An 11,427-nucleotide genomic window follows, 5' to 3' on the forward strand; every position below is an offset into this window, starting at 1 on the left:
ATTATGTTATTTGGTGCCTCTTCCATTTAATATTCTGTATATAAGTAACATTGCATATATAAATGCCGGTATTACAACCATGCACCATGCACTTGCTTTCCATGCATTTGAGAAATCTCCCACACCGAAATTTGTCAACAACGCAAAAATCAAGGTTAATATTGCACATATAACAATTACTATAACTCCTATCATTGCAAGAGTACGTCTTACCTTATCCATATAATCCCTCATTTCTGTTATTTGTCTCTGCAAAACAATCCTTTATTAGAAAAAGATTTATCTTTTACACTGTATCCTATTATATATGAAAGATTAATCTATTGCAATTATTCAATATGGTCGGTATAATTAGAGTGTTTATAACTATATTTTGGAGGATAACAATGGATAAGAAGTATTTATTGGAAACATGGAGAGAAATTGCATATAATCAGCAACAGACTCAGGAACAGTATGATCAGTTCTGGGGTGCATATTTTGCTCAGGAAGTGGAAGTTTACAAAGATCTGCTTAAAAATCACGGCACAGTTGTTTCCGGTACAGTCGAAGAACTTGCCAAGAAATACAACATGGAAGTTCTTACTATGGTTGGTTTCCTTGACGGAATTAACGAAAGCCTCAAGACACCAAACAACTTAGAGGAGTTGACAGAAACCAGAGAAGTAAGTCTTGATTATGATGATGAGCTTCTTTACAAGAACATGGTTGAAGCTAAGGCAGACTGGCTTTACGGTCTTGAAGAATGGAACGACATTCTTGATGCAGACAAGCAGAAGAAATTATATAAAGAGCAGAAATTATCAGGCACAGTATTTAAAGATAAAAAAATCGGCAGAAATGACCCATGTCCATGTGGAAGTGGAAAAAAATATAAATATTGCTGTGGCAGAAATTAATTGGCTAATATGCAAAATAAAACCGGTGGCTGCGAGCCACCGGTTTTATTTTTTACTTACGATTTATAATTTCATGACGTCCCGGTCCGTTGCTGACCATAGTAATTGGCACGCCAAGTTCTTTCTCAATAAATTCAATGTATTTACGACAGTTTTCCGGTAATTTTTCGTATTCCGTAATTCCACGAATTTCCTCTTTCCATCCCGGAAGCTTTTCGTAAACAGGCTTTGCTTTCTTAAGTTTAGCTGTAACAGGGAAGTCTTTTGTAACCTCTCCGTCAATTTCATATCCTACACAAACAGGGATTTCATCTAAGTATCCTAATACATCAAGTACAGTAAGGGCTACCTCTGTAGCACCCTGCATTCTTACACCGTAACGTGATGCAACGCAGTCAAACCATCCCATTCTACGAGGACGTCCTGTTGTGGCACCAAACTCACCACCGTCACCGCCACGTCTTCTAAGTTCATCAGCTTCATCTCCAAAAATTTCACTTACAAACTCACCTGCTCCAACGGCGCTGGAATAAGCCTTAACTACAGTAATAATATCCTTAATTTCATAAGGTGGAATACCTGCACCAATAGCTCCATATGCAGCCAATGTTGATGAAGATGTTACCATTGGATAAATACCAAAATCAGGATCCTTCAATGTTCCAAGCTGTCCTTCAAGAAGGATTGTCTTGCCTTCTTTAATGGCATTGTTTAAGAATAATGACACATCACATGCATAAGGCTCAATTATATCTCTATAACTATGTAATGTCTCAAGTAATTCATCCGGATTAATAAGTGGCTTATGATACATATGCTCTAATAAAATGTTCTTCTGAGCAACTACTCTTGTCACCTTTTCCTTAAGTGTTTCCTCATCAAATAATTCTGATACCTGGAATCCAATCTTTGCATATTTATCTGAATAGAAAGGAGCAATACCTGACTTAGTTGAGCCAAATGCCTTTCCGCCTAATCTTTCTTCCTCATACGCATCAAAGTCTATGTGATATGGCATAAGAATCTGTGCTCTGTCTGAAACAAGAATATGTGGCTTTGGGACTCCCTTTGAAACTATATCATCTATTTCTCTTTGAAGATAAGGAATATTCAGTGCAACTCCGTTACCGATAACGCATGTAGTATGCTGATAAAATACTCCTGATGGAAGTAAATGTAATGCGAATTTACCATAATCATTTATAATGGTATGACCTGCATTGCTTCCTCCCTGAAATCTTACAATGATGTCTGACTTTTCGCCAAGCATATCTGTAATCTTTCCTTTTCCTTCATCGCCCCAGTTAGCACCAACTATCGCTCTAACCATATTGGTCTCCTCCTAACATTTATATAATTATATATCAATAGTTCTGTTTGCAATGTTCCATATTTAATTAAGCCAAAGCAAACCATTGAACATTATACTATTTGTTGATGAAAAATGCTAGTGGTTTAAAGCATTTTTATGACTTTTAATCCCCCTGCAATTGAATTATCTTCCATTCTCTGATATAATTTAATTCTTAGGAGGCAGAATTAATATGCGTATTTCAAAAAATAAAAATTTCATATGCATTTTGTTATCCATATCCTTGATTCTTTCAGGGATGTTTTATAATGTTCTGACTCCACAATCAGTTTTAGATGATTTCGCACCGGATAAAACTACTACATATTATTCTGTAAAAGATGTTTTACCTGTTAGCGTTTCTACCAAAAGCGAAAATCAAAACACAGCTGTTTCTTCTAATAAACTAAAAAGCTCCTCCACATATTTAGGAGGTTTTGGTGGAATTGTAGCTAATGCTACATTCTTTCTTCATAACAGTTTTTGTTCAGACTTAATAGCTTTGGTATGCTGCAACGATAATTTAAACAGCCATACCGTAATTCTAAATTATATTCACCAACAGGACGGCAAAAAGTAATTTTATGTACCACCTTTTTAAAGGTTTTATTTTAGTACAATTAAATAAGGAGGTATATAAATCATGGGTACAATTATAGCCGTTGTGGTAATGGCACTTGTGTTTGCCGCTGCCGGAATCTGGGCATGGTATATGTCTAAAGATAATGATTAATATAAATATACATAATTTGTATAAATGAACTTAAGCCTATAAGGGATTTTGAATTTGCTTTTACATTTTCAAAGTATCTTATAGGCTTTATTTTATTTAGCTGTTGTTGTATAATATTTTTTTGAAATTAACTAAGGTGAGATTAAGATGAATAGTAAAAATACAACCAGATTAAATAACAAAAAAGTCTTTATTAAGGGAATGCATGACGGTGTTCCCATTGCATTAGGATACCTTGCCGTATCCTTTTCTTTAGGTATTGCCGCAAAAAATGCAGGAATGACTCCATTTCAGGGCTTTCTCGCCAGTGCATTATGTAATGCATCAGCGGGAGAATATGCAGGCTTTGTAACAATTGCGGCTCTTGCCTCCTTTGCGGAAATTGCCATAATCACATTAATTGCCAATGCCAGATATATGCTTATGAGTTGTGCCATGAGCCAGCGAATCAGCCCTGACACTTCAATTATTCACAGAATATTAATGGGATTTTATTTAACGGATGAGCTTTTTGCCATTGCAATTGCAAGACCGGGATATCTTAATCCCTACTATACATATGGTGCAGTTTCCATTGCCGGTCCATGTTGGGCAGTTGGAACTGCTTTAGGTGCCATGGCAGGTAATCTTTTACCCGGTAATATTACCAGTGCCTTAAGTGTATCTTTATATGGAATGTTTTTGGCAATTATTATTCCACCATCAAGAAAAAGCAAAATCATTGCAGGCATTGTTGCCGTAAGCTTTGTTGCAAGCTTCGCCGCTGCCTATATTCCACTGATTTCTTCCCTTTCTGATGGAACTAAAACTATTATTTTAACTATTGTTATTTCTGTTTTGGCAGCAGTTTTGTTTCCTGTTGACACTAATAAGGAGGAGGCTTAATAATGAATACACGAATTTATATTTACATATTTATAATGGCAGCCGTAAGTTTTGCAATACGTGTGCTTCCCCTTACCCTTATTCAGAAGCAGATTAAAAACCGATTTTTGCAGTCATTTTTATATTATGTTCCATATGTTACATTATCGGTAATGACATTTCCTGCCATTATAAATGCCACTCACTATCCGGTTGCCGGAGTTTTAGCACTTATTGGTGGAATTATTGCTGCATGGTTTAATGCCGGACTTTTCAAAGTTTCCGTATTATGCTGCTTTATTGTTTTAGTATCAGAATATTTAATAATCTTTATAAAATAGTTTCTTTCATAATTGATAAATTTTTAACACTATGCTATACTTTACGTTGACTTTTTGTAATTATTTGAGAGATTAAGTATTTAAGAACATTTTAAATTTTAGGAGGAAAATAAATGTACAAAATTGTTAGAAGACAGCAATTAAATGATACAGTTGTACGCCTTGATGTTGAGGCGCCTTTTATTGCTGCTAAGGCAAAAGCCGGTCAGTTTATCATTTTCCGTATTGATGAACAGGGCGAGCGTGTTCCACTTACTATCGCTGATACTGACCCGGATAAGGGTACTGTTACTATTATTTTTCAGATTGTAGGACAGTCAACTATGCTTCTTTCACAAATGAAGGAAGGTGACTACATTTTAGATTTTGTTGGTCCTTTAGGTACCGCTACAGACTTCGGTGATGCAAAGAAGGTTTGCGTTATTGGTGGTGGCGTAGGTAATGCCATTGCTTATCCGTCTGCTAAAGCTTTATTTAAGGCTGGTGTTGACGTTGACGTTATTGCCGGATTCAGAAGTAAGGATATTGTTATTTTAGAAGATGAATATAAATCCATCTGTAACAGACTTTTCATTACAACAGATGATGGTTCATATGGTGAAAAGGGCTTTGTAACAAACAAGCTTCAGAGCCTTATTGACGAAGGAAACAATTATGACCTTGTTATTGCCATCGGACCTATTCCAATGATGAAGTTCGTTTCAAAGGTTACTGAACCTTATAATATTAAGACTCTTGTTTCTTTAAATCCAATTATGATTGACGGAACAGGAATGTGCGGTGGTTGCCGTGTTACTGTAGATGGCAAAATCAAGTTTGCCTGTGTTGACGGTCCTGATTTTGACGGACATAAGGTTGATTACGATGAGTTAATGAAACGTAACTCTACTTACAGAGATTTTGAAGCACATGACAGAGAAAACTGTCGTATGTATAAAGCTGCTGAGAATTTAGGAGGTGCAAAATAATGCCAAATATGAGTTTAACAAAAGTTCCAATGCCTTCTCAGGAGCCAAATGTCAGAAATAAGAATTTTGATGAGGTTGCTCTTGGCTACACAGCTGAAATGGCTATGGAAGAAGCAACAAGATGTATTAATTGTAAAAATAAGCCATGTATGAGTGGTTGCCCTGTTTGCGTCAGAATACCTGAGTTTATTGCAAAGGTTGCAGCAGGTGAATTTGATGAAGCATACAAGATTATTACCAGCACCAACGGTCTTCCTGCTGTTTGCGGACGTGTTTGTCCACAGGAAAACCAGTGTGAAGGAAAATGTATCAGAGGAATTAAAGGCGAGCCTGTTTCTATTGGACGTCTTGAAAGATTCGTAGCTGATTATCATCTTGCTCATAGCAATGATGATGTGGAAAAACCTGAAAGTAACGGTATCAAGGTTGCTGTTATCGGTGCCGGCCCTGCAGGACTTACATGTGCCGGAGATTTGGCAAAGCTTGGATATCAGGTTACAATTTTTGAAGCTTTCCACAAAGCCGGTGGTGTTTTAGTTTATGGTATTCCTGAATTCAGACTTCCTAAGGCTATTGTTCAGAAGGAAGTTGATAATTTAACAAAGCTTGGTGTTGATATTGAAACTAACATGGTTATTGGTCGTGTACTTTCAGTTGACGAAATTATGGAAAGAGGTTACAAAGCCGTATTCATCGGTTCCGGTGCCGGACTTCCATCATTTATGGGTATTGAAGGTGAAGCATTAATTGGTGTTTATTCAGCTAACGAATATCTTACAAGAGCCAATCTTATGAAGGCTTACAAGCCTGAGTATGATACTCCTGTTATTAAGAGCAAAAATGTTGCTGTTGTTGGTGGTGGAAATGTTGCCATGGATGCAGCAAGAACTGCTTTAAGACTTGGTGCTGAAAACGTATATATTGTTTATCGTAGAGGTATGGAAGAACTTCCTGCCAGAAAAGAAGAAGTTGAACATGCAGAGGAAGAAGGTATCATCTTTAAGACATTACATAATCCTGTAAAACTTATTGGCGATGAAAATGGTCGTGTTTGCAAGATGGAATGTATTCAGATGGAACTGGGAGAAGCTGATGCTTCAGGACGTAGACGTCCAATTCCTGTTGAGGGAAGCAACTTTGAACTTGATGTTGATACAGTTATCATGTCAATTGGTACTTCTCCTAACCCGCTTTTAAGAACTACAACTGAAGGTCTTGAAGCAAACAAATGGGGATGTCTGGTAGTCAACGAAGATACTCTCGAAACAACAAGAGAAAATGTATATGCCGGTGGCGATGCCGTAACAGGTGCTGCTACAGTTATTCTTGCAATGGGTGCAGGAAAACAGGCAGCTGCAAGCATTCACGAAAAGTTAAGCAAATAATATTTATTATACTAAAAAAAGTAGCGTTAATGAGTTGTTCACTAACGCTACTTTTTTGCTTTTATTTACCTGTAATTTTTACTTTTTTAACTTTGCTCCACTTGCCGGATATCTTTGTTTTCTTAACATATGCTATGGCTCTGGCTCTTACATAAAGTGTTTTTCCTGACAGCTTACGGCTCTTAAAAGTGAATTTTACTTTTTTAACGGTCTTTGATACCAATACCTTTTTAAAGGACTTCTTCTTGGAAATCTGGACCTGATATTTGGTAGCCTTTTTAACTTTTTTTAATGTAATTCTCACCTTGCGTGATTTTTTGGACTTTGTTGCCTTAACTACCTTAGCCCTTGCCAATTTAACATTTTTAGCTATTGGCACCTGCGCTTTGGTTGTTGTTTCCGGCTTTTTAGTTGTCTCATCATTCTTTGTATCATTATTGATTTTTGGGTTTCCATAGTCCCTGTAAACTTCACCGGCTTCTGTCAGCTTTCCGGTTTTATACAGCCACAATCCTGTTGCTTCATTATTGAAACAAAATCCTGCATACCGCTCCACATATTCCCTTTCATCCAGCAAAGGCATTACAGCTTTCCAAAACTCCGCTGTTTTTTTGGCTGATTGTGCATTTGAACTGAAAATTCTCTTAGAAAACTCAGTAATCCAAATTGGTTTATGATATTTTTCCCATGCCTTATCCACTACATCTGTAACAAACCATGTTGCCATTTCTGCTCCACCGTCCCATCCGTCAGGATAGCAATGAATAGATATGAAATCCACATCTAAATTCTTGTCTGCATCAATTTTTTCCATAAAAGGAATAAACCAATCTTCTGAAGCTGTAGGCCATGTAGCTGTAACCGGTGAACTGACATTAATGTTATCATTCATCATTGCCGGCCACAAATTAAAAACCTCATCTACCGACATATTACACTGTTTAGACATGTCCGGTTCATTAAATGCCAACACATATTTGTATCCGCTTTCTACATATCCGTTCAATTTTCTTTTTATGGTTGCCTGATTTCTTTCTCTCCATAACATGGGAACAAACTCAACGTTCTGATACTGACTTCCTGAACTTGGATTATTTCCCCAGTTATAGTACCAGCTGCACTTCATATCTTTAAGATTAATTTTCGCTCCCATATCTGTTGCCAAACCTAAACCTTTTTTTGAAACAGCAAAACTAATTGTTGCTGTCTTATCACTGGTACCATCCACATATTCAACCTCCACATATGCAGAGTGCACGGCAACCTTTGTGGTATAACAATCAAGCTTGTTATCTGTTGTTTCTCCCACTTTTTTCTTGTCCATGTAGACTCTGTAAGTTTTCACATTCTTTGTTTCAATATTAGTCCACTTAATGTCAAAATGACCTGCTCCAATAAGTGAGTTGCTCTCAGGAGCGGTAATTCTAAAGTTATCTGTAGCACTTACCTCTTTACCTGAAAATGGAGCCACTCCAATCACCATTGCCATCATTACAAAAACAGCAATTACTCTTCTTATACCTTTCATGGTAATCCTCCTATTTTTTTAACCCGTTCAACTTCCTTATAATAGTTATAATAAAGAAACGTTTTTGTATCAATAAACATTTTGTCTAAATTTAATCTTTTCTTTTTGTTTAATATGATGACGTAGTTGGTATGCTATTCTATGAGAATTTCAGATGTTCATATATTCAGAAAATTGTGTGGCAATGCATTAATCCGTGGACATGGATAAATGGCTAATTTCATCTTTGTCCGTCAAAAATAATATAGCATTTATTTTTTTCAAAAAAACTATTGACATTTTTAATTTATTTGCTAAACTAGTAATAGTTACTATTATTGTTTTAGGAGTTATGTTATATGGAAAAGCGAAGTCTACAAAGAGATTTAATTAAACAGAACCTGGCATCACGATATGATCACCCTACTGCTGACATGGTATATAACAGCATACGGGAGGATTTGCCCAATATCAGTCTTGGTACGGTTTATAGAAATTTACGTTTTCTTGTAGAACATGGTGAAGCACTTTCCCTTAAGTTAGGAGACGGTCGGGAACACTTTGACGGTCATGTAGAGCCCCACTATCATTTCATATGTACTAAGTGTGGTGCTGTTGAGGACATCTTTATGAAGGAGATTCCGATATGTGAAGAGGCTGCTAAACATTGTTCCGGCACAATAACCGGTCACCATACTTATTTTTATGGCTTCTGTAACAATTGTAAATCCGACAATTAATAGTATGTTTATAATTAATTTATTTTTAGATATTTAGGAGGAAATCAAAATGGCAAAATTTGTATGTTCAGTATGTGGTTATGTTCACGAAGGAGATTCAGCACCTGAAAAGTGTCCTGTATGTGGAGTAGGCGCTGATAAATTCACTAAGGTAGAAGAAGGCGAAAAAGAATGGGCTGCAGAACATGTAGTTGGCGTAGCTCAGGGAGTAAGTGAAGACATCTTAGCTGATTTAAGAGCAAACTTTGAAGGAGAATGCTCAGAAGTTGGTATGTACCTTGCAATGGCAAGAGTAGCTCACAGAGAAGGATATCCTGAAATTGGATTATACTGGGAAAAGGCCGCTTATGAAGAGGCAGAACATGCTGCGAAATTTGCAGAATTACTTGGTGAAGTTGTAACAGACTCAACAAAGAAAAACCTTGAAATGAGAGTTGAAGCAGAACACGGAGCAACAGCAGGAAAATTTGACCTTGCAAAACGTGCAAAAGCTGCAAACCTTGACGCAATCCATGACACAGTACATGAAATGGCAAGAGACGAGGCAAGACACGGTAAGGCATTTGAAGGTCTTTTGAAGAGATACTTTGGTTAATTACGAGCCGAGCAAATATAAAATAAAAGTAGTTGGAAGAGGATGCTTGCATACTCAGACAACTACTTTTTATTTTATATTTATTGGGCGACAGCCCACAGCGAGATGAAACGAAGTGAAATCGAGCTGGCTCGGCGTACACTGCTTGCAGTAATTATCGTCTTTTTCTATTTTTTAATGTTGTGACAATCTCCAGCGAGATGTAACGAAGTGGAATCGAGCTGGCTCGGCTTGCACTCTAATTGTAATATTTGTTTACTGCCTGGACAGCTTCATCTTTTGACAAATTAAATTTTTCTTCTACCTTCTTTTCAATTATATCAGTTGTAGCACCTAACTCTTTTGCCACTTCTATAAGCGCTTTTATTCCTTCCTGTATGCCTTCCTGTTTGCCCTCAAGAATCATGTCTTCTATTGCCTTACACATATCAACTTCCTCCTTATTTTTCTCATACTGCTTCATGTCTATCTTTGCCTTTCCAAATGTTTCTATCATTCTAGCAGATTCAAGATCCATATGTAAATAGTATTCATGATTATTTTCCAATATTTCTTTCATTTTTGCCAAACTGTCTGATGCATTAATAAACTCCAGCACTTTCCCTAGTTCAGTTCTAAATTTTGAGAAATCCTTTATGTCTTTTGGTTCTATTAGATTTATGTGATAATCATTTACATATCTTAAAATATCAAGGTCTGTTTCCTTAAACATTTCATACAAACTTTTAGGACCATCCCATGCTTCATTGCCCCAGTATAGTACCAGTGTTATAATTGGTGTGATTTTATCACTCTTTGTCACTCCTGACAGATATTCTGCTGAACTAAGCTTATCTTTACATTTTTTATGATTTTTTTTCTATCCTGTTGACCTGCCCGGAATAATTTAGAGAATCATAAAGCATGTTTCTTACAGGCATTGCATAATGAATCTCTTACTGATTCTCTATTCCTAGCAAAAAATATGTATAGTAGTTGTCACTTTTTACCACACACCTTTTTATAATGTCCCTGTACTTTTCAATAAAGGTATTTTTGTTTTTTTCACTATAGGGAAGGGCAATTTCACTTATGCTCTCTTCATGTAAGTTTTCTGGTTTTATAACCTGCTTTCCATTGTATAAATAGTAATTAAACACATCTGCAAACTTTTCATTGTCTGACATGTACTTTTTTGCTAACAAATCCTGTTTTCCCATACTATAACCTTTCTGTACTCATCTAATTATTGCTTCTCGCATTTTTGTCACAAATTATATCAGTGCATATATGATATAGTATATTTTTCTGTTTGTCAACATATTGTTTGATATTAGCAACATCTTATATAAACGTTTGAAGTTGTTTACTTTTTTATTTCTTTGTTGAATATATTTATTTAATATAAGATATATGACTCTGCGTCTATTTTCAAAAATAATCTATATAATATATATACATTTTTCTCCTCTAACATTTTTTCCTTGTATTTAACATATGCACCGCCTCCGGTAGAAATCAATATCAAAAAAGAATATCCCCAAAAAATAAGCAGTAGCCGGGAAATTAAATTGCTACTGCTTATTTTATCTCTTTTTAAGCTATCTATATAAGAAATTAAATATGAAATTAATTATACCGTGAATATAACGTAGTAAATCCCAAATCACCAGATGATACCCCTACGGAATATGTACCCATAATGTAGTCGAAATCCAGTAAGCCAATTGCAACAGATGATGTGGCTAACTCCTCAATAGACTGAACATCATCGGTCATATCTGTTACACCAAACGCAACTGCGCTCTTCTGATGAATCAGCTTCTTATATACTATGCCCTCTCCATAATTATCATAAGAATCACTATACCAGATTTTGCTTGTAGCATCCTTTACATTAGTAACATCAAATGTCGTATAATCATACTCTGACAAGTAAGTATCATCAATTGAAACACTTATTCTTACTGTGTTCGTTGCAGGATAATATTTCACACAGGTAAAATATTCATACCTTTCATCATCATTGGAAACTGTCTGTCTGCTTAAATAATAATACTTACCT

At 35.9% G+C, this 11,427-nt stretch carries 14 protein-coding genes; 8 read left to right on the top strand and 6 right to left on the bottom strand.

The window, feature by feature from the left end; all coding sequences use genetic code 11:
* Positions 1–6 precede the first annotated feature (6 nt).
* On the bottom strand, positions 7–222 hold the full coding sequence (locus tag Q5O30_RS03890; protein ID WP_021952450.1) for a hypothetical protein: 216 nt from the start codon (positions 220–222) through the stop codon (positions 7–9).
* Between the two features lie 164 nt (positions 223–386).
* On the opposite strand from Q5O30_RS03890, the gene Q5O30_RS03895 reads away from it, so the two are divergent.
* Complete coding sequence (locus Q5O30_RS03895) at positions 387–899, top strand: SEC-C metal-binding domain-containing protein (RefSeq protein WP_021952451.1); 513 nt, start codon at positions 387–389, stop codon at positions 897–899.
* A 52-nt stretch (positions 900–951) separates the two neighbouring features.
* Here the strand turns inward: Q5O30_RS03895 and Q5O30_RS03900 are convergent, their stop codons facing one another.
* The gene (locus Q5O30_RS03900) at positions 952–2,229 is read right to left on the bottom strand and encodes an adenylosuccinate synthase (protein WP_021952452.1); all 1,278 of its coding nucleotides are present in this window, start codon (positions 2,227–2,229) and stop codon (positions 952–954) included.
* Between the two features lie 214 nt (positions 2,230–2,443).
* Here Q5O30_RS03900 and Q5O30_RS03905 point away from each other — a divergent pair, with 214 nt between their 5' ends.
* The 5 genes from Q5O30_RS03905 to gltA all read left to right on the top strand — a co-directional run bounded on the left by Q5O30_RS03905 (position 2,444) and on the right by gltA (position 6,541).
* On the top strand, positions 2,444–2,830 hold the full coding sequence (locus Q5O30_RS03905; protein ID WP_021952453.1) for a hypothetical protein: 387 nt from the start codon (positions 2,444–2,446) through the stop codon (positions 2,828–2,830).
* 300 nt (positions 2,831–3,130) lie between these two features.
* Positions 3,131–3,868 (top strand): AzlC family ABC transporter permease, encoded by a 738-nt coding sequence (locus tag Q5O30_RS03910; protein ID WP_021952455.1) that lies wholly within the window; start codon positions 3,131–3,133, stop codon positions 3,866–3,868.
* A gap of 2 nt (positions 3,869–3,870) precedes the next feature.
* Positions 3,871–4,188 carry an AzlD domain-containing protein gene (locus tag Q5O30_RS03915; RefSeq protein WP_021952456.1) on the top strand — a complete coding sequence of 106 codons (318 nt, stop codon included), beginning with the start codon at positions 3,871–3,873 and terminating at the stop codon, positions 4,186–4,188.
* A 113-nt stretch (positions 4,189–4,301) separates the two neighbouring features.
* Positions 4,302–5,156, top strand: a complete 855-nt coding sequence (locus Q5O30_RS03920) for a sulfide/dihydroorotate dehydrogenase-like FAD/NAD-binding protein (RefSeq protein ID WP_021952457.1) — start codon at positions 4,302–4,304, stop codon at positions 5,154–5,156.
* Positions 5,156–6,541 carry an NADPH-dependent glutamate synthase gene (gene gltA, locus Q5O30_RS03925; RefSeq protein WP_021952458.1) on the top strand — a complete coding sequence of 462 codons (1,386 nt, stop codon included), beginning with the start codon at positions 5,156–5,158 and terminating at the stop codon, positions 6,539–6,541. Before Q5O30_RS03920 ends, gltA begins: the two co-directional genes overlap by 1 nt.
* A gap of 61 nt (positions 6,542–6,602) precedes the next feature.
* On the opposite strand, the gene Q5O30_RS03930 is transcribed toward gltA, so the two are convergent.
* Positions 6,603–8,069 carry a glycosyl hydrolase gene (locus Q5O30_RS03930; RefSeq protein WP_021952459.1) on the bottom strand — a complete coding sequence of 489 codons (1,467 nt, stop codon included), beginning with the start codon at positions 8,067–8,069 and terminating at the stop codon, positions 6,603–6,605.
* Positions 8,070–8,407: 338 nt separating this feature from the next.
* Between Q5O30_RS03930 and Q5O30_RS03935 the strand changes: the two genes are divergently transcribed.
* Entirely contained in the window at positions 8,408–8,788 is a 381-nt protein-coding gene (locus Q5O30_RS03935; protein WP_021952460.1) for a transcriptional repressor, read from the top strand.
* Positions 8,789–8,837: 49 nt separating this feature from the next.
* Complete coding sequence (locus Q5O30_RS03940; RefSeq protein ID WP_021952461.1) at positions 8,838–9,383, top strand: NADH peroxidase; 546 nt, start codon at positions 8,838–8,840, stop codon at positions 9,381–9,383.
* A gap of 238 nt (positions 9,384–9,621) precedes the next feature.
* Here Q5O30_RS03940 and Q5O30_RS03945 read toward each other — a convergent pair whose 3' ends face one another.
* From Q5O30_RS03945 to Q5O30_RS03955, 3 genes are all read right to left on the bottom strand, one after another.
* Positions 9,622–10,185: an Rpn family recombination-promoting nuclease/putative transposase gene (locus Q5O30_RS03945; protein WP_021952462.1), complete on the bottom strand. Its 564-nt coding sequence runs from the start codon at positions 10,183–10,185 to the stop codon at positions 9,622–9,624.
* A 133-nt stretch (positions 10,186–10,318) separates the two neighbouring features.
* A complete protein-coding gene (locus Q5O30_RS03950; RefSeq protein ID WP_021952463.1) occupies positions 10,319–10,582 on the bottom strand; it encodes a hypothetical protein in 264 nt (87 codons plus the stop codon).
* A gap of 409 nt (positions 10,583–10,991) precedes the next feature.
* A partial coding sequence (locus Q5O30_RS03955; RefSeq protein WP_302674564.1) for a hypothetical protein occupies positions 10,992–11,427 on the bottom strand: 436 nt, incomplete at its 5' end.

The sequence above is a fragment of the Eubacterium sp. CAG:161 genome (assembly GCF_000432355.1).
In the GTDB taxonomy this organism is placed as follows: Bacteria; Bacillota; Clostridia; order Lachnospirales; family Lachnospiraceae; genus Eubacterium_G; species Eubacterium_G segne.